The following is a 20,552-nucleotide window of genomic DNA, read 5'->3' as shown; positions in this document are numbered from 1 at the left end:
GTGACCAGAGACTTTGCCGGCGACCGCATCACCCTCAGCGATCTGGGGTTCTACGCCTATCACGGGGTGATGCCCGAGGAGGCCGTGCTCGGCCAGCGGTTCCATGTCGATCTCGTGTGTGGAATCGACCTCCTGGCGGCCGGGCGGACCGACGAGCTTTCCGCCAGCGTCTCCTATGCCGAGATCTACGAGGTGGCGAAGGCAGCCTTCGAGGGGCGGCGGTTCAAGCTGATCGAGGCCGTGGCGCAGCATGTCGTCGATCGCCTGTTCGAGGCTTTCGGGCCGATCCAGTGGATCCAGATCAGGGTGCGGAAGCCCTCGGCGCCGATTCCCATGGCTTCGGGCGAGGCGGCGATCGAGCTGCACCGTCACCGGGACGACCGCTGATGGCGCGCGCGTGGCTTGGGCTGGGGGCCAATATCGGCGATCCGCCGGCGCAGGTGCGTGAGGCGGTCGAGCGGCTGGACAGGTGGCCCGGCATCCGGGTCGTCCGGCAATCCGGGATGTTGCTGACCAAGCCGTGGGGCAAGACGGACCAGCCGGACTTTTCGAACATGGTGGTAGAGGTCGAAACCAGCCTCGCACCGCTTGAGCTGCTGGACGCGTGTCTCGGCATCGAGCGCGGGATGGGCCGGGTGCGCGACATCCGCTGGGGCCCGCGGCGGATCGATATCGACGTTGTGGCCTATGAGCGACTGGAGCTCGACGAGGAGCGCCTGCACGTGCCGCACCGGTATGCGCATGAACGCGATTTCGTGCTGGAGCCGCTGCGGGAGATTGCGCCCGAGGTGGCGGAGTGGATTGTGGGGCGTGCGACCGGCACCTAGGGGCCGCCATCCGCTCGGCCGCCGCATGCACCTAGATTTCGTTGTTCACGGGCCTGCGCCCCTCACCCGTCCCGGCTTCGCCGGTCCACCTTCTCCCCGACGGGGAGAAGAACACCCGACTACGACTGCCGGCGCACACAACACGCGCTCGCCGAGAAGCTGAGCCCCTCACCCTAGTTTCGCTGCGGACCTGAAGGTCCTAGCTGCACTACCCTCTCCCCTCAGGGGGAGAGGGGCGCATGCCTCTAGCCCCTCACCATCTCCAGCACGCGCACAGCGGCGTCGAAATCCAGCCGGCGCTTCGTGCGGCGTTCGGTGGCTTCTTCAACTTCGCCCCAGAGGCGGATGTTGTGGTCTTCGTCGACGTGGGCGGCGGTCCAGACTTCTTCCGGGGTCAGCAGGCTTTCGCGAAGCGCGATGCTGAGGAGGCCCGAGCCGGTGATGCCGGTGAGCGAGTTCAGCGCTACGGCCTCGATCAGTGCAGCGTCGGCCAGCGAAGCGCGGAGGCGCTCCAGAGTCGGGGCGGGCTGTGGCTGGTGCAGGATGCCGGTGGTGGGCTGGAAGCCGATCTCGAAATGGCGGGCGAGCTTCACCAGCACCGCGTCCCAAACCCGTTCCTGTTCGGCGACCAGCTCGCGCGGCGTATCGGCGCGATAGAGCAGCAGGTCGTTGCCGGAGTATTTGACGATCTCCTCGCGCAGCGCCTCGAGGCGCTCGTCGCCGGCCTCGACCGCCGAGTTGATCAGGCGGACCACTGGCATGGTCTTGGGATCGATGAATTCCTGCTGCGCCGCCCACTCCTCGGCCATGGCGGCGGCCACAGGTTGGTGCGGCACCACCACCGGCTTCTGCGAAGGGGTGCGCGGCGTCTTGCCGTCGAGAGTGACCGCGAAGCCACCGCTGGCGGAGCCGACGCCAACTTCCTTATAGAAGCGCTTGGGCAGCTCGACCTTGTTGAGGTGTTGCGCCCGGCCGTAGCCGTCGTCGCGGTGCTTGTCGGCGTCTTCGAGGAACTCGCGCATCAGGCCTCCAGCAGCTTGTCGACGGCGTCGACCAGTTCTTCCATCCGATGGATGACGAGGTGGGCGCCTGCGGCCTCGAGATCGGCTACCGAGTGATAGCCCCAGCTGACGCCAAGGGCTTTGACGCCGGCGTTTCGGGCCATCTTCATGTCGTGGGAAGTGTCGCCGATCATTACGGTGGCTTCGCGGCCGATGCCGGCCTTGTCCATCGCCGTCTCGATCATCTGCGGATCGGGCTTGCCCCGGTTGTGAGCGGGTGTCTGGATCGAGCTGAAGCGGCCGATGATCTCGTGGCGCTCGAGCAGCGTGATGGCGCCGGCGTGGCCCTTGCCCGTGGCCACGGCGAGGATCGTTTCGGGATCGGCCTGCAGGCGATCGAGGGCCTCGAGGGCGCCGTCGAACATGGGCTCGCGAGCGAGACCGGCCTTCTGCAGGTACGTAGCGCGGTAGGCGTTGAGAATCACGTCGATCCGGTCGCTGTCGACACCGGGCGCGAGGATGCCCATGGCGTCGCGCGCGGTGATGCCGGAGATGGAGCGGATGGCGTCGTCGGTGGGGATCGCCTGGCCCACCGAGGCGAAGGACTCGCGGACCGTCTCGATGATGAGCGCTTCGGAATTGATCAGGGTACCATCGAGATCGAAGACGACGAGCCGCATCGGGAGAACTCCTGTTAGGCCCGCTCAGAACCACAATTTCCCCGATGTGTCACGCCCTGCAAAGGCATAGCTCATTCGCGAGGAGTTGCACCGACGTGGTGCTACTCCAGGACCCGCTCGATCGCGGCTTCGAGCTCGGAATAGTTGTGGATCAGGGCCCCTGCCCCGGCTTTCAGGAGGTCGGCGGCGTCGTGGTAGCCCCAGGTGACGCCGATGGCGCGAACGTTGGCGGCGCGGGCGAGCTCCATGTCGTAGACGGAATCGCCGATCATCACGGTCTGCTCCGGCGGCGCGCCGGTCTCGGCCATGGCGCTTAACAGCATGCCGGGGTGCGGCTTGCTCGGATTGTGGTCCGGCGTCTGCAGCGTGACGAAATGGCCGGCAATGCCGTGCTTGCCGAGAATGCGGGCGACGCCGGTGAGGCCCTTGCCTGTCGCGACACCGAGAATGGTGCCGCGCTGGGCGCGTAGCCGGTCGAGCGCGTCGCGGGCGCCGGGATAGAGCGGCTCGCGATCGATGTCGTCGGCCAGCGAGGCCCGGTAGAACTGCTTGTACTGGCCGACGATCCCCTCGATCAGGTCGATGTCGTCGGTGCGGGCCAGCTGGCCGACGGCGACGGGGAGCGAGAGGCCGATGATCTGGCGGACCTCGGCCGGCGTGGGCGCCGGCAGGTCGAGCGAGGCGAATGCCGACCCCATGTGCTCGGAGATGAGCGCCTCGGTGTCGATCAGAGTTCCGTCCATGTCGAAGACGATGAGCCGCACGGGATGATCCCTTCTCCGGCCCGTTGAGAGCCACAGGTCGCGGGGCGTGACACGCCCCGCGCCGTGGGGCGATTCTACATCGCGGCGAAGCAGTACAACAGGCCCGCCCCGCCGGTTCCGACGAGGGCTTCCTGACCGCAGCCGCGCGACGGGTGCGAGGAGTTCCACGACTTGGCGGCGTCGGAATCGTCGAGGCCCATGCGGTCGGAATGGCCGACGATGGCGCTGCCTTCGCCGTTGAGCGTCCAGTCGCCGCAGGTCTGCCCGGCAGCGAGGGTGCCATCCGGATTGGAGCCGGTGAGGATGTCGTGCTGGTTGGGCTGGTCGCCGCGGCCCTTGATCTCCATGCCCTTCTCATCGAGCGCAGTGGCCTTGGTGAGCTTGTTGTCGGCGGAGTGGAGGTTGGCGACGTCGGTGGCGATCACCTCGCCCTTGAAGTTCTGCCAGGGTCCGGCGCCGATGCGGTCCTTGGCGTTCGTGCCTTCGGCGCTGAGGTAGGCGTGCCAGGTCTTGCCGGTGGAGCCGGCTGCCTCGGCCAACTTCTGGCAGTGGGCATCGGCGCCCGCGAGGCCGCCGAGATTGGCCCCGTCACCGGCCCCGACCGAGGTGACGAAGAACGTCATAGTGGAGGCATCCTGGGCAAGTGCGGGTGCGGCGGCAAATGCGAGGCCGACCGCGGTGGCGGCGGCGAATACGAACGTGTGCATTGTCATCTCCCTATGGGCCCACCACGGGCGCCAGGAGAGGAACACGTGACAACGCGAATACGTCCGCCGCTCGCGCGGTTTTGATCAGGCGTCCTCGGGGTCCTGATCCTGCGCGTCGTAGCGATCGGCATCGAAGCCGAGCACGTCGAAGGTTGCCTGCATGTGCGGGGGCAGCGGCGCCGAGATATCGAGGAACTGGCCGTTGCGGAGCGGCAGGCGGATGCGGCGGGCGTGGAGGTGAAGGCCCTTCGAAATCTGCTCGGGCGCTTCCCAGTTCTGGATGTTGAAGTAGCGCGGATCGCCCATGATGGGGTTGCCGAGCTGAGCCATGTGGACGCGCAACTGGTGCGTGCGGCCGGTCACCGGCTTCAGCGTCACCCAGGCGAAGCGCCGGGCAGCGGTGTCGGTGGTGGAATAGTAGCTCATCGAGTGCTGGGCGTGGGGCGTGCCCTGCGGGACGACGACCATCTGCTCGCCGTCGGTCGTCGCCTGCTTGGCGAGGAAGCACGAGATGGAGCCCTGCTTGGGGTGCGGGTTGCCCCAGACGACGGCCCAGTAGATCTTGCGGGCCTGGCGCGAGGAAAACACCGTCCCGAAATGCGTGGCCGCGGCCTTGGTCTTGGCGACGACGAGGCAGCCGGAGGTGTCGCGGTCGAGGCGGTGGACCAGGCGCGGGGCCTCGCCCTTCTTGTTGGGCAGGCTCTTCAGGAGCCCATCCATGTGCCGCTTGGTGCCGCTGCCGCCTTGCGAAGCGAGGCCGTGCGGCTTGTTGAAGACGTAAAGGTCGTCGTCCTCGTAGAGGATGATCGAGCGGAGGAACTCGGCGTCCTTGCTGTTCACGGCGCCTTCGGGCTTGTCCGGCGCGGCCTCGATGGGCGGGACGCGCACGACCTGGCCGGTCGCGAGGCGGGTATTGGTCTTCACGCGGCCGGAATCGACGCGCACCTGGCCTGATCGCAGGAGCTTCTGGAGGTGCCCGAAGGTCACCTGAGGGAAATGCGTCTGGAACCAGCGGTCGAGCCGCATGCCGTCCTCGTCGCGGGCGACGACCTGCTGACGTACCCCGCTCATGCGATCACCCGCATGGCCAGCATGCCCATCCACAGCCCGGCGATCGAGAGCAGCACCGAGCCGACGATGTAGACGCCGGCGAGGAGGACGTCGCCGCGCTCGATCAGCGCAATGGCGTCGAGCGAGAAGCTCGAGAAGGTGGTGAAGCCGCCGAAGATACCGACGGCGACGAACAGCCGGATCTCGTTCTGGTAGTTCGGCGTGTACTTGGCGAGCACGCCCACGAGGACACCCATGGCGATCGATCCAACGATGTTGATGAGGAAGGTCGAGACCGGAAAGCCGTTCGGCAGGGAGCCGATCAGCACCTGCGCGCCGTAGCGCGCCATGGCGCCAATGGCGCCGCCAATACCGACAAGGAGATAAGCTTGCATCGGCGTGTAATACGGGGCGGGCCCTGGTTGCGCTAGCCCCCGCAGCATCGGTCCCCTCCACCATCGGCGGGAAGGGACGAAGGCTGGATCGGCTACCGGGCGGCGGGCGACACCGCGACGCCGTCAACCTCACCCTCGTCGATGTCGAGGGCGGGAGCCACGGCGGACGAGACGAGGCCGTTGAGCGAGCCGCCCTTGAGGCCGAGTTCAGCGAGGAGCGCGTCGATCAGCGGGGCCTGGCTGCGGCCGCGGAGGGCGGCATCTTGGATTCGGCAGGCTGACCCTGCTTCGCCTCGCTGACCGCCTTCTCCATCTGCGGCTACGCCGTGCAGTGGGCCACCTTCGGGGCAACCGGCAGCAAGCTGCGACAACAGCTCGATCGCTCCGATCGCCAGCATGACGGCCCCAGAGTTGAGCGGAGCCGAAGTCGGCCCGTTCTCCCAGGTCCTCACCTGGTTCTCCGTCGGCCGGGTGCCCTTCCTCGTGCTCCTGGTCATTGCGCTAATACTGGCGGTCGACGGATCGACCAAGCAACGGCCAGTCTCTAGCTGTCGTCTTCCTCTTGCCGTCGCATTTCGCGGCGGCCGGCCCAGAATTCGAGACGCTTTTTCACTTCGCGTTCGAAGCCACGCTCATTGGGCTGATAGAACTCAGGCCGCCTGTCGCCGGCCATTTCGTCCGGGAAGAACTCCTGGCCGGAGAAGGCATCGGGCCAATCGTGGTCGTAACGGTAGCCCTTGTTGTAGCCGAGTTCCTTCATGAGCCGCGTCGGGGCGTTGAGGATGTGCTTGGGCGGCGGCAGCGAGCCGGTCTGCATCGCCAGCGCCTTGGCGTTGTTGAAGCCGACATGGGCGGCGTTCGACTTGGGCGCAGTCGCGACGTAGGCGATGGCCTGGGCCATGAACAGCTCGCCCTCGGGCAGGCCGGTGCGCTCGAAGGCGTTCCAGGCGGTGATGACCTGAACCATGGCCTGCGGGTCGGCCATGCCGACATCCTCGGAGGCGGCGCAGGCGAGGCGGCGGAAGATGGTGTCTGGATGCTCGCCGCCGACCAGCATGCGCTGAGCCCAGTACATGGCGGCCTGCACGTCGGATCCGCGCAGGCTCTTATGGAAGCAGCTGAGCAGGTTGTAGTGCTCCTCCTGCCCCTTGTCGTAGACGGGAGCGCGCTTCTGGACCGTCTCGGCGAGGCCGGCGACGTCGAGCGCCGTGCCCTCCGGCAGGGCGAGCAGTTCCTCGCAGAGCCCGATCAGGTAACGGCCATCGCCGTCGGCCATATCGAGCAGGGCATCGCGGGCCTCGTCGGTGACCGGGAGCTTCCTGCCGACATGGGCCTCGGCCCGATCGGCGAGGATGGCGAGGTCGGCCTTCTCGAAGCGGCGGAGGGTGTAGACCTTGGTCCGCGAGAGCAGCGCCGCGACCATCGAGAAGCTCGGGTTCTCTGTGGTAGCGCCGATGAGGATGACGGTACCATCCTCGACATGGGGCAGCAGCGCGTCCTGCGTGGTGCGGTTGAAGCGGTGGAGTTCGTCGACGAACATCACCGTCTGCCGCCCTGCCCCGGCCCGCAACGCCTTGGCGTCGGCCACGACCTTGCGGAGGTCGGCGACGCCTGAGAGCACGGCGGAGAGCTGCACGAAATCGAGGCCGACTTCCTTGGCGACAAGGCGTGCGATGGTCGTCTTGCCCACGCCCGGCGGGCCCCAGAGGATGAAGGACGAGACGCGGCCAGCGGCGACCATGCGGCCGATCGGGCCGTTGGGCCCGAGCAGGTGGTCCTGCCCGATGACCTCGGACAGGCGCTGCGGCCTCAGGGCCTCGGCGAGCGGGCGCGGCGCCGCTTCATCGAACAAGGACTGCATTCAACCACCGACCTCGGCGCGGAAGATCCGGCCGCCCCGCTGTAGCACGACGCGCCAGCTGCGTGGGCGATCATTGGCGACCTTGCCGAAGGTTTCGGCGTCGGCGATGTCCCGGCCGTTGAGGTTGAGGATGAGATCGCCGGCCCTGAGGCCCATGTCGTCGGCGGGCGAGTCGCGCTCGACGGTGCGCACCAGAACGCCCTTGGCGGTGTAGGACAGGCCCAGTTCCTGCGCCACGGCGGGGGTAATGGTCTCGACCGTAGTGCCGGAGAACCGGGTGTTGCCCGAAACGGTGACCGGGGCGCCGGCCTGGGGCGGCGCCTCGAGGCTGACGACCTTCTTCTCGGACTTGCCGCCGCGGAAATACTCGATCTCGGCCGTGGCCCCGACGGGCTTGGTGGCGAGCCGGAAGTCGAAGGCACTGGGCTGCTCGATGGCGAAGCCGTCGACCGAAAGGATAACGTCGCCGTCGCGGAACCCGGTCTTTTCGGCGGGACCGCCGGGCGCGATGTCGCTGATCAGCGCGCCGCGGGCATGGCCGAGGCCGAGGCTGTCGGCGAGATCGGTCGTCACCGACTGCAGGCGGGCGCCGAACCATGGCCGCACGAGCGCGCCACCGGCGATGCCGGTCTCGGCGACCAGCTTGGCCATGTTGGCGGGAATGGCGAAGCCGATGCCCACCGAGCCGCCCGAGCGCGAGACGATGGCGGTATTGATGCCTATCAGCCGGCCCTCGATATCGACGAGGGCGCCGCCGGAATTGCCCGGGTTGATGGCGGCATCGGTCTGGATGAAGAATTCGTAGTTGTCGCTCTCGACGCCTGTCCGCGCGAGCGCCGAGACGATGCCGGAGGTGACGGTCTGGCCGACGCCGAACGGGTTGCCGATGGCGAGGACGAGGTCGCCGACCTCGAGCTGGTCGGAATCGGCGAACTGGAGGGCCGGGAACGAGGTGCCCTTGGGATCCCTGACCTTGAGGACGGCGAGATCGGTCTTGGGATCGTCGAGGACCAGGTCGACCGGGTACTCCTGCCCGTCGGTGGTCGAGATGCGAATGTCGGTGGCGCCTTCGATGACGTGATGGTTAGTCAGCACCACGCCGGCGGCATCGACGATGACGCCCGACCCGAGCGACTGCGACGTCCGCGGGCGACTGTCCATGAAGGGGCCGTCGCCGAAGAAGCGGCGGAAGAAGGGATCGCCGACGAAGGGCGACCTCGAGTTCTGGCTGATGGTGGTGGCGTAGACGTTGACCACCGAGGGCGTCACCTGCTTCACGATCGGCGCATAGCTCATCTGCAGCTCGGCGCGCGATGTGGGCGGGGTCCGGGTCTCGACCGGCGCGGGTGTGATGGCGGCCGCGACCCGCGGGGTCGGGGTCGCCGTGCGGCTCGATATTTCGGCATAGCCGACGATCAGTGCGGCTCCCGCGGCGAAGGCTCCGAGCGCCAAAAACCAGTTCTGCTTCGACATCCTCTTTCCCTGGTGAGAATCGTACCTGTCGAGTTGGCGAGAAACTCCGTGAATCCGGCGTCTTTTTGGTGCCTGCATTACGCTTTGGCAATCTCGAATTATGACGTTGCCCCAAGGGGCAATCGCCCCTATATGCAGCGCGTTTTTCAACGCACCGAGGTTTCATCCCCTCAGACCCCCTGAAAGGTTAGCCGCCAATGACTGAGCCGACCACGGTCTACAGTAACACCAGCGCACTGATTGCGGCCGAGGAGCCGGATTTTCCGAGCTTCCTGTTCTCCACAAAGGAGCTGCACCGGTCCGTGAAGGTGTTCAAGAAGGGGTTCGACGGCCTGCTGACCTACGCGGTGAAGTGCAATCCTTCGCCGCACATCATCAAGCAGTTGCACGACGAAGGGCTGAAGGCCTTCGACGTCGCCTCCAACATGGAGATGGAACTCGTCCGCGACCACGCTCCGGGCGCGGTGATGCACTACAACAACCCGATCAAGAACAAGCGCGAGATCGAGCGCGCCTACGAGGAGTTCGGGGTCCGCTCGTTCACGATCGACCATCCGCAGCAGCTCGACCAGCTGGCAGCCGTGGTGTCGCCCAGCCGCGACATCGAGGTGACGACCCGCTTCAAGGCCGGCAAGGCGCTGAAATCCTACGATTTCGGCATCAAGTTCGGCGTGATGCAGGACGGCGCGGCCGAGATCGTGAAGCTGGTCCAGCAGATGGGCTACACGCCGTCGCTCTGCTTCCACGTCGGTTCGCAGTGCGAGGACGTGTACGCCTACGAGCGGCATATCGCGGCGGCGGCAAAGATCGCCGAGGAGAGCGGCATCACGCTGAAGCGCCTCAATATCGGCGGTGGCTATCCGGCCCCCTACCCGACCAGCGAAGCACCGCCGATGGACTACTATTTCGAGACCATCGGCCAGGCGGTGAAGGACAATTTCGGCGGCCACAAACCCGAGCTCATCATCGAGCCGGGCCGGGCGCTGGTGACGTCCTCGACCTCGCTGCTGCTGCGCGTCAAGCACCAGCGCGGCGGGCAGTCGGTCTATCTCAACGACGGCGCCTATGGCTCGCTGATGGAAGTGAAGTTCATGCACTTCACCCCGCCGTCGCGCGTCTGGCGCGGCCCGCGGCTGCACGACAACAACGGCGAGTTCTCCGAGTTCACCGTCTGGGGCCCGACCTGCGACAGCTACGACGTGCTGCCGCAGATCTTCACCCTGCCCTCGGACGTGGATGAGGACGACTGGGTCGAGTTCGGCCTGATGGGGGCCTACACCCAGGCCTCGCTGACGCCGTTCAACGGCTTCTGGCGTCGCGACCAGTACCGGGTCGACGATGTCTACACGGGCAAGGAACTGCAGCCGGAATAGGCGCTGCGACTGCATTTATGACGAGACGACCCGGTGGCCGGCGCTTCCGGGTCGTTTTGATTCTGGCCTTCGCTGCGGCTGGATAGGCGCCCGCAACAGGACTAGACTGCGTCGTCAGCCCTTGAGGAGGGTCAGATGCACCTAGGGGTATGGTTCGGCGTCATCGTGCTGCTCGGGTTCGCGTTATGGGGCGCGTCGCTGTTCTGGCGCGGCAGGATCATCGACCGCGAGGAACGGCATGAGACGCGCGGCGAGCGCCGCCGGTTGCACCACAAGAGCTAGAGCAGCTTCTCGATCTCGGATGCGAGGTCCGCCGGCTCGACCGACGAGCCGAAGCGCTTGACCCTGGTGCCGGTACGATCGACGAGGAACTTGGTGAAATTCCACGGGATGAGCTGCACGCCGAGCAGCCCCGGTGCCTTGCGCTTCAGCCAGCTGTAGAGCGGCAGCGAACCGCGGCCGTTGACGCTGACCTTGGCGAAGAGCGGGAACGTGACGTTGTAGTTGAGGTCGCAGAAGGCTGCGATCTCGGCTTCCGTGCCCGGTTCCTGCTCGCCGAACTGGTTGCAGGGGAAGCCGAGGATGATGAAGCCGCGGTCCTTGTAGGTCTCGTAGAGCTTCTCGAGCCCGGTGTATTGCGGGGTGAAGCCGCACTTGCTGGCGACGTTCACCGACAGCACGACCTGATCGCGGTACGTGGAAAGTGGTTGCTCGCGGCCGTCGATGAGCGGCGCGGAAAAATCAAAGAGCGTGGTCAAAGCGGGGCTCCAGCCTGGGCAATATCGCTGCCCCTGTTCGTCATAGCTTGAGCGGGCCAGCCGCCGTTTCAAGGGTCAGGTGTGTAACCGTAGGGCCCGACGGCTATTTGCCGGTGTCGTCCGTGTCCCTGAGATGGGCGTCGATCTTCCTGGCGTCGAGCGCCTGCTGCGCCGTTTCGCGCTGCTTGTCGGACTTGGTGCGGCCGAACTTGACGCGATTCTCCGCCGCAAGCTGTTCCTTGTCGGCGCGCGCCTTGGCCTTGCGGGCCTTGGAGAAGGACAGGATTTCGGCCACGGCTTCCTCGCTAGCTGGGGCGCCGGAGCGCCAGGTAGACACTGTCAAACCACTCCCCGCCGATCAAGAAGGTGCGTTCGGCGCGGCCGGTTTCGACGAAGCCGAGCTTGCGCAGGAGGCCCAGCGAGGCCTCGTTGCGGGGATCGGCGTCCGCCGTCAGTTCCGGAATGTCATGAGTGGCGAAGGCGTGCGCGATGAAGGCCTGCATCGCCTCGTAGCCGAAGCCTCTGCCCCAGCTGTCGGGGTGGAGGATGAACCCGACCTCCGGTTGCTTCCACATGCCGACGCGGCCGATGACCCTGCCCGCCTGCTCGACGATGAAGAGGTCGCGATCGGTTGCGGCAACGAGCATGTCGTCGAGATAGGCAGCGGATTCTGCGAGCGTTTCGTGGGGCAGCGTGGACCAGTAGCGCATGGCGCGCGGGTCCGACAGGATCGCGTGGACGTCGTCAAGGTCGCCCGGGCGGGCGCGGCGCAACACCAGTCGCGCCGTGCGCAGCTCCACTACACGAGCCGGCTTTGGGCTTTCGCGGCTTCGATGAAGCTGGCGAAGAGCGGATGCGGTTCGAAGGGCTTGGATTTGAGTTCCGGGTGGAACTGGACGCCGATGAACCACGGGTGGTCGGTGCGCTCGACGATCTCGGGCAGCTTGCCGTCGGGCGAGACGCCGGAGAAGAGCAAGCCGTTGGCCTCGAGCACCTTGCGGTAGTTCATGTTCACTTCGTAGCGATGGCGGTGCCGCTCGCTGATGCGGGTGGTGCCGTAGATGTCGGCGACGCGGCTGCCCTTGCTGAGCTGGGCCGGATAGGAGCCGAGGCGCATGGTGCCGCCGAGATCACCCTCGGACGAGCGGGTTTCCCGATCATTGCCCTTGGTCCACTCGGTCATGATGCCGACGATCGGTTCCTTGGTCGGGCCGAACTCGGTGGAATTGGCGTTCTTGATGCCGGCGGTGTTCCGCGCGGCCTCGATGCAGGCCATCTGCATGCCGAAGCAGATGCCGAAATAGGGCACGTCCTTGATGCGGGCGAAGCGCGCCGCCTGGATCTTGCCGGCCGAACCGCGTTCGCCGAAGCCGCCGGGGACGAGGATGCCGTGGATGTGCTCGAGATAGGGCGCGGGGTCCTCGCGCTCGAATATCTCGCTGTCGATCCAGTTGAGATTGACCTTCACCCGGTTGGCGATACCGCCATGGACGAGCGCTTCCGAGAGCGACTTGTAGGCGTCCTTGAGGCCTGTGTACTTGCCCACGATGGCGATGTTGACCTCGCCCTCGGGGTTGTGGAGGCGCGTCGAAACCTCCTCCCACGAGCTCAGGTCCGGCACGGGCGCATCGGTGATGCCGAAGGCGGCGAGAACCTCGGTATCCAGCCCTTCCTTGTGGTAGGCGAGCGGCACGTCGTAGATCGAGCTGACGTCGAGGCCCTGAATCACGGCGCTTTCGCGCACGTTGCAGAACAGGGCGAGCTTCTTGCGCTCGGACTGCGGGATCGGGCGGTCACAGCGGACCAGCAGGATGTCGGGCGAGATGCCGATCGAGCGCAGGGTCGCGACCGAGTGCTGGGTCGGCTTGGTCTTCAGCTCGCCCGCCGACGGGATGAAGGGCATCAGCGTCAGGTGCATGTAGACCGCGTGGCCGCGCGGCAGGTCGTTGCCGAACTGGCGGATGGCCTCGAAGAACGGCAGGCCCTCGATGTCACCGACGGTGCCGCCGACCTCGACGAGAACGAAGTCGAAGTCCTCGTTGCCCTCGCGGATGAAGTCCTTGATGGCATCCGTCACGTGCGGGATGACCTGGACGGTGGCGCCCAGGAACTCGCCCTTGCGTTCCTTGGCGATCAGGTCGGAATAGATGCGGCCGGTGGTGATGTTGTCGCGCTTGTTGGCGTGACGGCCGGTGAAGCGCTCATAGTGACCGAGGTCGAGGTCCGTCTCAGCGCCGTCGTCGGTGACGAACACCTCGCCGTGCTGGGTGGGCGACATCGTGCCCGGATCAACGTTGAGGTAGGGGTCGAGCTTCCTCAGGCGGACCTTGTATCCGCGTGCCTGCAGAACCGCGCCGAGAGCAGCGGATGCAAGGCCTTTACCCAAAGAGGATACCACGCCACCGGTGATGAAAACGTACCGAGCCATGGGCCTTTATCCTATTCGGTCGAAGTTCTGATTCTCAAGGGCGTCACCGATCACGATCAGGCACGCCCCCACACAAAAAGAAGAAGGGGATGTTGCCATCCCCTTCCCCGGTTCGCTGTCGCGGCGGCCTCAGTTGGCGGGCGCCGCAGGCTGTTCTGTCGTTGCCGGAGCATCGGCCGCGGGCGCTTCGGTGGCGGGTGCCGCCGGAGCCGTCTGCTGCGGGACCGGGAGATCCGAACCAGCGGGCGCTGCGGGAGTCGCTGCGCCATCGGTGGTGGCGGGAGCGGCAGGCGTCGTGGTCTCGGCGCCGGGGACCGGCAGGTCCCCACCCGACTGCTGCTGCATCTGCTGGATGGCATCGAGCACCGTGGTCGGAGTCTGGCCGCCCTGGCTCGCGCGATCGAGGATGGAGCTCGTACCGCGGTCGAGTTCGGACAGGATGGTGAGGCCGATGGCCGAGGCGAAGAAAAGCGCGGCGAGAATAGCCGTCGTCCGGGTCAGGAGGTTGGCCGAACCGCGGACGGAGATCAGGCCGTTCGAGTTCGAGCTACCCATGCCAAGCCCGCCGCCCTCGGACCGCTGGAGCAGGATGACTGCTATCAGCGCGAGCACGATCAGGAGGTAGGCGACGATCAGTACGTTGGCCATGGAACCCTAGGCTTTCGATTTCGGTTTGGCGCGCTTCTACACGCGCCCAAACACAAATGCCAGCGCCATCCGCCACCATTCGCATGGCAGCGGAAGCGTCTTTCAGACCGCCGAGATAATGGCGTGGAAGTCATTTGCCAAGAGGCTTGCGCCCCCGACCAGCCCGCCATTGACGTTCTCGATGCGCAGGATCTCGGCGGCATTGGACGGCTTCATCGAGCCACCGTAAAGAATCCGCGTGGCGGCGCCGCGATCGCCGAAGCGGGTAACGAGGTCGCGCCGGATGGCATTGTGCATTTGTTCGATGTCGGCGGCAGTAGGCGTGCGGCCGGTGCCGATGGCCCAGACGGGCTCATAGGCGATGACGATCCCCTGCCCTGCCCACTCGTCGGGTATCGAGCCGGCGAGCTGGCTGGCGACGACGCTTTCCGCCCGGCCGGCGTCACGATCGGCCTCGGTTTCGCCGACGCAGATGATCGGGATGAGGTTCGCCGCCATGGCCGCAAGTGCTTTCAGGCGCACGAGTTCGTCGGTTTCCCGATGGTTCGTGCGCCGTTCGGAATGGCCGACGATGGTGTACTGGGCACCGGCATCGGCCAGCATCTGGGCGCTGATATCGCCGGTATGGGCGCCACTCAGGGCCGGGTGGCAATCCTGGCCGCCGGTGACGATGCCGGCGGGAGCGGCGAACTCGCTGAGGCGCTCGAGCAGGGTCGCGGGCGGGCAGATGACGATGGTGCAGCGGGGCGGCCCGCCTTCAGCGAGCCTGGCGGCGAGGTTCCGGACTTCAGCCAACGCCACGCTGGTGCCGTTCATCTTCCAGTTTCCCGCGATCAGCGGCGTGATCTCTGCCGTCACTTGACGCTCCTTCTACTTGCCTATTGCGGGAGTTTCCCATAACCCCCGTCCCGATGTGCCTTGCGGCACAAACTCGACCCTGTCTAGTATCCGCCGCCCGCCGGGTTGGCGGACGTTGTTGGATTTGTCTCGATGCTCGAAGGTTTTCGCAACCTCTCCAAGACCTGGTTCGGCAAGATCATGGGCGTTCTGCTCCTGATCGGCCTGGCCGGGTTCGGTATTTCGAACGTGATCTTCCAGTTCGGTACCAACACGGTGGCCACAGCGGCCGGACAGGACATCTCGGTGCGCGACTTCCAGCGGGCCTACAACTCGCAGGTCAATGCGCTGGCCCAGCAGTTCGGACGCCTGCCGACGCAGGAAGAGGCGATCGCCCTGGGCGTGCCCGGTGCCGTGCTCGACCGGCTCGCCGGCGAGGCTGCGGTCAACAAACTGGGCAAGGACATGGGGCTCGGCGTGTCGGAGGACCGGCTCGGCCGCCTGGTGCGCGAGGACCCGACCTTCGCGACGGCGCTGGGCGGATTCGACCGCGACAACTTCGTGCGGATCCTGCAGCAGAGCGGTTTCACCGAAGCTGAGTATTTCGACCTCCAGACCAATGCAGCACGCCGTCAGCAACTGATCAGCGGCCTGCTTGGTGGCGTTCCGGTTTCCTCGACCGCAGTCGAGCTGATCAATCGCTATGCGGGCGACACCCGCACCATCGACTACTTCGTGCTGAATGCTCAGACACTGCCGCCGGTTGCAGAGCCGACGGAAGAGGACCTGACCGCCTATCTCAAGGAGCGGCAGTCCGACTTCCGGACAAAGGAGACGCGGACGATCGACCTGCTGGGGCTTTCGCCCGAAGCGATTGCCGCCACCAAGACGATTTCCGACGACGAGGTCGCGGCCGAATACGAGCGGACCAAAGATAGCCGGGTGAAGATCGAGCGGCGCACGATCAAGCAGATCGCGCTGACGACGCCCGAGATGGAGAAGGCCTTCACCGACGGCAAGGCGGCAGGCACGCCGATCGCCGACCTGATCGCCTCGACCGGCGCGACGGTGCAGGACCTGGGCAACCTCGCCAAGTCCGAGGTGACCGATTCCACGCTCGCCGACACGGCCTTCGGCCTCGCGCTCAACGACTTCGCGATTATCCCGGGGATCGGCTCCAAGCGCGCCATCACGGTGAGCGCGATCGAACCCGGCGGCCAGATCAGCCTCGAAGAGTCCAAGGAAACCATCCGGCAGCAGCTTGCGATGGCTCAGGCCCGCAACGAGTACGGCGACATTCTCGACCAGGTGGAAGAGCTGCGGGCCGCCTTCCAGCCGCTCAAGCAGATCGGCGAGCGGTTCGGGCTCAATGTCGCGACCGTGGCGCTCACGCCCGGCGCGCCGGAACTGAGCTCGCCCGAAGTCACGCCCGAGGAAGTCACGCGGATCGGCACGGCGGTCTTCAACGCCACGCAGGGCGAGCTGTCGCCGACGGTCGGCCTCGCGTCGAACCGCAACGTGTTCTTCGACCTCACGAAGGTGGAGCCGGCGCGCGACCAGACGCTGGATGAGGTTCGCGACGCTGTCGTGACCGCGTGGACAGACGCCAAGACGCAGGAAGCCCTGGCGGCGGAAGTGACGCGGATCACCGACGAGCTCAAGGCCGGCAAGCCTTTCGCCGATGTCGCTGCCGCGAACGGCCAGTTCCCCAATCTCAGCCAGCCGCTGAAGCGGTCGGGCGACGGTTCCACCGTCCTCAACCAGGCGGTGGCCAACGAGGTCTTCAACGGCGGGCCGGGGCATTTCGGTTCGGCGGTCAATGGCGACGGGGATCACGTGGTCTTCCAGGTGGCCGAGGTGAACGAGGCCGCAGCCGACGCCACTCCGCAGGCCAAGCAGTATGTCGAGGATGGGACGCGCGAGAGCGTCTATTCCGACCTGCTGCAGGGGCTGAAGGGCGAGGCCGCGTTGCGCGTCAACCAGCAGGTCCTGACGCAGCTGCTGGAAACCGGCGCGCTGCAATGACAACCGACGATCAGTTTGGCAGCTTTGCCGCCGGCTACGAGGGCGGACGCGCGCAGATTGTTTTCCGCCGCGTCGTCGCCGACCTCGAGACGCCGATCGGCGCCTACCTGAAGCTTGCCGAAGGCCGGAAGAATACCTTCCTGCTCGAGAGTGTGCAGGACGGAGCAACCCGCGGCCGCTACTCGATGATCGGGTTCGATCCCGACGTCATCCTCAAGATCGAGAAGGGCAAGGCGAGCATCAATCGCAATGCCGGACTGACACCCGAGGCCTACTCCCCCGTCGAGCAGCCGCCACTCGAGGCGCTGCGCGCGCTGGTGGCGGAGAGCCAGGCGGACGTGCCGCCGGGGCTGCCGTCCACGGCGGCGGGCATCTACGGCTATCTCGGCTACGACATGGTCCGGCTGATGGAAGTGCTGCCGGATCGGCACGAGGACCCGCTGGGGTTCCCGGAATCGATCCTGATGCGGCCAACCGTCCTGGCCGTGTTCGATACGCTCAAGGACGAGCTCTATCTGACGGCGCCGGTCTACGTGCGCGAGGGTGTCACCGCCCGGCAGGCATGGGAAGCGGCGCAGTCGCGCATCGACGATGCCGTGGCCCGACTGGGGCGCACCCTGCCCTACACGGCGGCACCACCGGAACTGGACAAGATCGAGGTTCGGTCGAACACGACCAAGGCGGAATATGCCCGCATGGTCGAGGACGCCAAGGAGTACATCCGGGCGGGCGACATCTTCCAGGTAGTGCTGAGCCAGCGTTTCGAGGCCGACTTCACGCTACCGCCGACGGCGCTCTACCGGGCGCTCCGCCGCACCAATCCCTCGCCCTACATGTACATGCTGGATTTCGGCGACTTCGCCGTTGCGGGCTCGAGCCCGGAAATCCTCGTCAAGGTCGAGAAGGGCCAGGTCACGATCCGGCCGATCGCCGGCACCCGCAAGCGCGGCGCGACGCCGACGCGCGACAAGGAACTGGCCGACGAGCTGCTGAGCGATCCCAAGGAACTCGCCGAGCACCTGATGCTGCTCGACCTTGGCCGCAACGACGTGGGCCGGGTGGCCAAGATCGGTAGCGTCAAGGTTACGGACAAGTTCTTCCTCGAGTACTACTCGCACGTCATGCACATCGTCTCGAACGTGGTGGGCGAGCTCGATCCGAAGAACGATTTCGTCGATGCGCTTGCCGCCGGTTTCCCGGCCGGCACCGTGTCGGGCGCGCCGAAGGTGCGGGCGATGGAGATCATCGACGAACTCGAGAAATCGCGCCGCGGCATCTATGGCGGCTGCGTGGGCTATTTCGGCGCCGACGGGGTGATGGATACCTGTATCGTGCTGCGCACGGCGATCGTGTCGAACGGCAAGATCTACGTGCAGTCGGGCGCCGGCATCGTCGCCGACAGCAAGGCGGAGCTCGAGCAGCTCGAGTGCGAGAACAAGGCTCGCGCCCTTTTCAGCGCGGCCGAAGAAGCTCTACGTTATGCGGGCGAAGCCAGGGTCGGACAATGAGCATGACGAGACGATGGCGACGCTGGCTCTGAAACAGTGATTCCCGCTTTTGCGGGAATGGCCCGGTGTTACAAAGCTTTCCGAGCTGGGAACCTCAGACATGCGTCTCCTCGTCATCGATAACTACGACAGCTTTACCTACAACCTCGTCCACTTCCTGGGCGAACTCGGCGCCGACTCCGATGTCCGGCGCAACGACAAGATCACCCTGGACGAAATCGCCAGCATGGCCCCCGAGGCCATCGTGCTGTCGCCGGGCCCGGCGACGCCCGATACGGCCGGTATCTGCCTCACGCTGATCGACCGGTTCGCGCCGACGACGCCGATCCTGGGGGTCTGCCTCGGGCACCAGGCGCTTGGACAGGCGATGGGCGGCGAGGTGATCCGGGCGCCGGAGCTGATGCACGGCAAGACCAGCAAGATCAACCACACCAATCGCGGCCTGTTCCGTGGCCTCAATTCCGGCTTCGAGGCGACGCGGTACCACTCGCTGATCGTCAAGCAGGATACGCTGCCGGACGTGCTGGAGGTGACGGCGTCCACCGACGACGGGCTGATCATGGGCATGCAGCACCGCCGCTACCCAAGCCACGGGGTGCAGTTCCATCCCGAGAGCATCGCGTCCGAGAACGGCCACGCGCTCCTGCAGAATTTCCTGAACCTTGCCCGTGACTTCAACCTCAGGACGGCCGCGTGATGGACATCAAGGGGGCACTCAACAAGATCGCTTCGCGCCAGGACCTCACCGGCGAAGAGATGCGGTCGGTGATGACCACGATCATGGATGGCGGCGCGACGCCGAGCCAGATCGGGGCCTTCCTCATGGGCATGCGTGTCAAGGGTGAGACCGTGGGCGAGATCGCCGCGGCGGTGTCGATCCTGCGCCTGAAGATGGTGCCGGTCGAGGTCGACGCGCCGGACAGCGTGATCGACATCGTGGGCACGGGTGGCGATGGGGCAGAAACGCTCAATATCTCGACAACGACGGCCTTCGTCACCGCTGCAGCGGGTATCCCCGTGGCAAAGCATGGCAATCGCGCACTGAGCTCGAAATCCGGCGCCTCGGACGTGCTCCAGGCGCTCGGCATCAAGATCGACATCGGGCCGGACAAGATCAGCCAGTGCATCCGAGAAGCGGGGATCGGCTTCATGTTCGCCCCGGCGCACCATCCGGCGATGAAGCATGTCGGGCCCACCCGCATGGAGATGGGCACGCGCACGATGTTCAACCTGCTCGGTCCCCAGTCGAACCCGGCCGGCGCGCGCCGCTATATGCTGGGCGTCTACGACAAGAAATGGGTTGAACCGGTCGCGGCGGCGCTGCTCGCCAACCGCGCCATCTCGGCCTGGGTCGTGCACGGCGCCGACGGGATCGACGAACTCTCGACCACCGGCACGAACTTCGTCGCCTCGATCAAGGGCGGGGATCTGCGCAGCTTCGAGATCACGCCGGAAGACGCCGGCCTGCCTCGCGCCACCATGGCGGACCTCAAGGGCGCCGACCCGGCCTACAATGCCTCGCGCCTGCGCGGACTGCTGGACGGGGTGAAAGATCCCTACCGCGACATCGTGCTGTTCAACTCGGCGGCGGCGTTCATCGTGGCGGGCCGGGCCGATACGCTGAAGCTCGGTGTGGAGATGGCGGCACGGGAGATCGATTCCGGCCGCGCCAGGGCGACACTCGACCGACTGATCGCAATCAGCAACTCCTGAGCAGCCCGGTCCGGTCGTGGAAGCGTGGTCGGACTTCTTCCTTGGTGAACTGGGCGCCGCCGGAGCGCTTGCCGGCCTGCTGGTCGTGGCCATGTCGATCAACATCGAGCGAATCCTCGCGACGCCGAGCCTGCCGCGGCGCGCCGCGCAGACGCTGATCGTCATTGGCGGCGCGCTCGTCATCTCCAGCTTTGCGCTGTTTCCCGGGCAGCCGCTCTGGGTGTTTGGCTGGGAGGTCCTTGCCGTCGGAGGGGCGATCGGCGCCTCCGGGCTGGTTCATCTGCCGCGCGCCCTCGCGGGCCTGAAACGCGGTGAGCCGCTGACCTGGACGCTGACGCCGCTGACGCTGGTGGCGGTCGCGACGCTGCCCATGCTGGTCGGCGCGGTCTTCCTCATTGCGGGCGACGCCTCCGGGCTCTATTGGGTCGCCACAGCGGTGATCTTCTGTATGATCGCGGCCCTGCTCAATGGCTGGGTACTCCTCGTCGAAATCCTACGGTGACC

At 66.2% G+C, this 20,552-nt stretch carries 23 protein-coding genes and 1 pseudogene; 10 read left to right on the top strand and 14 right to left on the bottom strand.

Features of this window, described 5'->3' with window-relative positions; genetic code table 11:
* The gene (folB, locus tag PRN20_RS13150; protein ID WP_273957858.1) at window positions 1–387 is read left to right on the top strand and encodes a dihydroneopterin aldolase; all 387 of its coding nucleotides are present in this window, start codon (window positions 1–3) and stop codon (window positions 385–387) included.
* Window positions 387–827 (top strand): 2-amino-4-hydroxy-6-hydroxymethyldihydropteridine diphosphokinase, encoded by a 441-nt coding sequence (gene folK / locus PRN20_RS13145; RefSeq protein ID WP_273957857.1) that lies wholly within the window; start codon window positions 387–389, stop codon window positions 825–827. Before folB ends, folK begins: the two co-directional genes overlap by 1 nt.
* Window positions 828–1,072: 245 nt before the next feature.
* On the opposite strand, the gene PRN20_RS13140 is transcribed toward folK, so the two are convergent.
* The 6 genes from PRN20_RS13140 to crcB form a co-directional block, all read right to left on the bottom strand.
* On the bottom strand, window positions 1,073–1,849 hold the full coding sequence (locus PRN20_RS13140; RefSeq protein WP_273957855.1) for an ATP12 family chaperone protein: 777 nt from the start codon (window positions 1,847–1,849) through the stop codon (window positions 1,073–1,075).
* Window positions 1,849–2,508, bottom strand: coding sequence for an HAD family hydrolase (locus PRN20_RS13135; protein ID WP_273957854.1), 660 nt, complete (start codon window positions 2,506–2,508; stop codon window positions 1,849–1,851). The genes PRN20_RS13140 and PRN20_RS13135 overlap by 1 nt, the downstream gene beginning before the upstream one ends.
* A 101-nt stretch (window positions 2,509–2,609) precedes the next feature.
* Complete coding sequence (locus PRN20_RS13130; protein ID WP_273957853.1) at window positions 2,610–3,272, bottom strand: HAD-IA family hydrolase; 663 nt, start codon at window positions 3,270–3,272, stop codon at window positions 2,610–2,612.
* 74 nt (window positions 3,273–3,346) lie between these two features.
* Complete coding sequence (locus tag PRN20_RS13125) at window positions 3,347–3,979, bottom strand: hypothetical protein (protein WP_273957852.1); 633 nt, start codon at window positions 3,977–3,979, stop codon at window positions 3,347–3,349.
* A gap of 84 nt (window positions 3,980–4,063) precedes the next feature.
* Window positions 4,064–5,050 carry an RluA family pseudouridine synthase gene (locus PRN20_RS13120; RefSeq protein WP_273957851.1) on the bottom strand — a complete coding sequence of 329 codons (987 nt, stop codon included), beginning with the start codon at window positions 5,048–5,050 and terminating at the stop codon, window positions 4,064–4,066.
* Window positions 5,047–5,424 (bottom strand): fluoride efflux transporter CrcB, encoded by a 378-nt coding sequence (crcB, locus tag PRN20_RS13115; protein ID WP_273957850.1) that lies wholly within the window; start codon window positions 5,422–5,424, stop codon window positions 5,047–5,049. The genes PRN20_RS13120 and crcB overlap by 4 nt, the downstream gene beginning before the upstream one ends.
* A 396-nt stretch (window positions 5,425–5,820) precedes the next feature.
* On the opposite strand from crcB, the pseudogene PRN20_RS22875 reads away from it, so the two are divergent.
* Window positions 5,821–5,895: pseudogene (locus PRN20_RS22875) on the top strand (hypothetical protein); the annotation flags it as partial.
* Between the two features lie 73 nt (window positions 5,896–5,968).
* On the opposite strand, the gene PRN20_RS13105 reads toward PRN20_RS22875, so the two are convergent.
* The gene (locus PRN20_RS13105; RefSeq protein ID WP_273957848.1) at window positions 5,969–7,285 is read right to left on the bottom strand and encodes a replication-associated recombination protein A; all 1,317 of its coding nucleotides are present in this window, start codon (window positions 7,283–7,285) and stop codon (window positions 5,969–5,971) included.
* Window positions 7,286–8,758, bottom strand: coding sequence for a DegQ family serine endoprotease (locus PRN20_RS13100; protein WP_273957846.1), 1,473 nt, complete (start codon window positions 8,756–8,758; stop codon window positions 7,286–7,288).
* A 197-nt stretch (window positions 8,759–8,955) separates the two neighbouring features.
* On the opposite strand from PRN20_RS13100, the gene PRN20_RS13095 reads away from it, so the two are divergent.
* Complete coding sequence (locus tag PRN20_RS13095; RefSeq protein ID WP_273957845.1) at window positions 8,956–10,131, top strand: hypothetical protein; 1,176 nt, start codon at window positions 8,956–8,958, stop codon at window positions 10,129–10,131.
* Window positions 10,132–10,266: 135 nt separating this feature from the next.
* Window positions 10,267–10,413, top strand: coding sequence for a hypothetical protein (locus tag PRN20_RS13090; RefSeq protein WP_273957844.1), 147 nt, complete (start codon window positions 10,267–10,269; stop codon window positions 10,411–10,413).
* Here the strand turns inward: PRN20_RS13090 and PRN20_RS13085 are convergent.
* The 6 genes from PRN20_RS13085 to tpiA all read right to left on the bottom strand — a co-directional run bounded on the left by PRN20_RS13085 (window position 10,410) and on the right by tpiA (window position 14,823).
* Window positions 10,410–10,889 carry a glutathione peroxidase gene (locus tag PRN20_RS13085; protein WP_273957843.1) on the bottom strand — a complete coding sequence of 160 codons (480 nt, stop codon included), beginning with the start codon at window positions 10,887–10,889 and terminating at the stop codon, window positions 10,410–10,412. The genes PRN20_RS13090 and PRN20_RS13085 overlap by 4 nt on opposite strands.
* 103 nt (window positions 10,890–10,992) lie before the next feature.
* Complete coding sequence (locus PRN20_RS13080) at window positions 10,993–11,184, bottom strand: DUF4169 family protein (protein ID WP_273957842.1); 192 nt, start codon at window positions 11,182–11,184, stop codon at window positions 10,993–10,995.
* A 10-nt stretch (window positions 11,185–11,194) separates the two neighbouring features.
* Complete coding sequence (locus PRN20_RS13075; protein ID WP_273957841.1) at window positions 11,195–11,689, bottom strand: GNAT family N-acetyltransferase; 495 nt, start codon at window positions 11,687–11,689, stop codon at window positions 11,195–11,197.
* Complete coding sequence (locus PRN20_RS13070; protein ID WP_273957839.1) at window positions 11,689–13,317, bottom strand: CTP synthase; 1,629 nt, start codon at window positions 13,315–13,317, stop codon at window positions 11,689–11,691. Before PRN20_RS13070 ends, PRN20_RS13075 begins: the two co-directional genes overlap by 1 nt.
* Window positions 13,318–13,446: 129 nt before the next feature.
* Window positions 13,447–13,965 (bottom strand): preprotein translocase subunit SecG, encoded by a 519-nt coding sequence (gene secG, locus PRN20_RS13065; protein ID WP_273957838.1) that lies wholly within the window; start codon window positions 13,963–13,965, stop codon window positions 13,447–13,449.
* 102 nt (window positions 13,966–14,067) lie between these two features.
* Window positions 14,068–14,823, bottom strand: a complete 756-nt coding sequence (gene tpiA, locus PRN20_RS13060; protein WP_273957837.1) for a triose-phosphate isomerase — start codon at window positions 14,821–14,823, stop codon at window positions 14,068–14,070.
* Between the two features lie 132 nt (window positions 14,824–14,955).
* Here tpiA and PRN20_RS13055 point away from each other — a divergent pair, with 132 nt between their 5' ends.
* From PRN20_RS13055 to PRN20_RS13035, 5 genes are all read left to right on the top strand, one after another.
* Window positions 14,956–16,827, top strand: a complete 1,872-nt coding sequence (locus PRN20_RS13055) for a peptidylprolyl isomerase (RefSeq protein WP_273957836.1) — start codon at window positions 14,956–14,958, stop codon at window positions 16,825–16,827.
* Window positions 16,824–18,335 carry an anthranilate synthase component I gene (gene trpE / locus PRN20_RS13050; RefSeq protein ID WP_273957835.1) on the top strand — a complete coding sequence of 504 codons (1,512 nt, stop codon included), beginning with the start codon at window positions 16,824–16,826 and terminating at the stop codon, window positions 18,333–18,335. The genes PRN20_RS13055 and trpE overlap by 4 nt, the downstream gene beginning before the upstream one ends.
* Before the next feature lie 100 nt (window positions 18,336–18,435).
* The gene (locus PRN20_RS13045) at window positions 18,436–19,032 is read left to right on the top strand and encodes an anthranilate synthase component II (RefSeq protein ID WP_273957834.1); all 597 of its coding nucleotides are present in this window, start codon (window positions 18,436–18,438) and stop codon (window positions 19,030–19,032) included.
* A complete protein-coding gene (trpD, locus tag PRN20_RS13040) occupies window positions 19,029–20,048 on the top strand; it encodes an anthranilate phosphoribosyltransferase (protein ID WP_273957833.1) in 1,020 nt (339 codons plus the stop codon). Before PRN20_RS13045 ends, trpD begins: the two co-directional genes overlap by 4 nt.
* Window positions 20,049–20,064: 16 nt before the next feature.
* Entirely contained in the window at window positions 20,065–20,550 is a 486-nt protein-coding gene (locus tag PRN20_RS13035; protein WP_273957832.1) for a hypothetical protein, read from the top strand.
* The last annotated feature ends 2 nt before the right edge of the window (window positions 20,551–20,552 follow it).

The organism is Devosia sp. ZB163 (genome assembly GCF_028613635.1).
Classification (GTDB): domain Bacteria; phylum Pseudomonadota; class Alphaproteobacteria; order Rhizobiales; family Devosiaceae; genus Devosia_A.
Note: the sequence above shows the minus strand (reverse complement) of the source record. Positions and strands in the feature narration are given on the sequence as shown.

What these genes read in the sequence shown, in the direction of transcription:
- crcB (WP_273957850.1), bottom strand. Translation starts at nt 5,424, where the DNA reads ATGCAAGCTTATCTCCTTGTCGGTATTGGCGGCGCCATTGGCGCCATG.
- PRN20_RS13090 (WP_273957844.1), top strand. Translation starts at nt 10,267, where the DNA reads ATGCACCTAGGGGTATGGTTCGGCGTCATCGTGCTGCTCGGGTTCGCG.
- PRN20_RS13095 (WP_273957845.1), top strand. Translation starts at nt 8,956, where the DNA reads ATGACTGAGCCGACCACGGTCTACAGTAACACCAGCGCACTGATTGCG.
- PRN20_RS13070 (WP_273957839.1), bottom strand. Translation starts at nt 13,317, where the DNA reads ATGGCTCGGTACGTTTTCATCACCGGTGGCGTGGTATCCTCTTTGGGT.
- trpE (WP_273957835.1), top strand. Translation starts at nt 16,824, where the DNA reads ATGACAACCGACGATCAGTTTGGCAGCTTTGCCGCCGGCTACGAGGGC.
- PRN20_RS13055 (WP_273957836.1), top strand. Translation starts at nt 14,956, where the DNA reads ATGCTCGAAGGTTTTCGCAACCTCTCCAAGACCTGGTTCGGCAAGATC.
- folK (WP_273957857.1), top strand. Translation starts at nt 387, where the DNA reads ATGGCGCGCGCGTGGCTTGGGCTGGGGGCCAATATCGGCGATCCGCCG.
- secG (WP_273957838.1), bottom strand. Translation starts at nt 13,965, where the DNA reads ATGGCCAACGTACTGATCGTCGCCTACCTCCTGATCGTGCTCGCGCTG.
- PRN20_RS13100 (WP_273957846.1), bottom strand. Translation starts at nt 8,758, where the DNA reads ATGTCGAAGCAGAACTGGTTTTTGGCGCTCGGAGCCTTCGCCGCGGGA.
- PRN20_RS13120 (WP_273957851.1), bottom strand. Translation starts at nt 5,050, where the DNA reads ATGAGCGGGGTACGTCAGCAGGTCGTCGCCCGCGACGAGGACGGCATG.
- PRN20_RS13135 (WP_273957854.1), bottom strand. Translation starts at nt 2,508, where the DNA reads ATGCGGCTCGTCGTCTTCGATCTCGATGGTACCCTGATCAATTCCGAA.
- PRN20_RS13045 (WP_273957834.1), top strand. Translation starts at nt 18,436, where the DNA reads ATGCGTCTCCTCGTCATCGATAACTACGACAGCTTTACCTACAACCTC.
- PRN20_RS13105 (WP_273957848.1), bottom strand. Translation starts at nt 7,285, where the DNA reads ATGCAGTCCTTGTTCGATGAAGCGGCGCCGCGCCCGCTCGCCGAGGCC.
- PRN20_RS13140 (WP_273957855.1), bottom strand. Translation starts at nt 1,849, where the DNA reads ATGCGCGAGTTCCTCGAAGACGCCGACAAGCACCGCGACGACGGCTAC.
- PRN20_RS13125 (WP_273957852.1), bottom strand. Translation starts at nt 3,979, where the DNA reads ATGCACACGTTCGTATTCGCCGCCGCCACCGCGGTCGGCCTCGCATTT.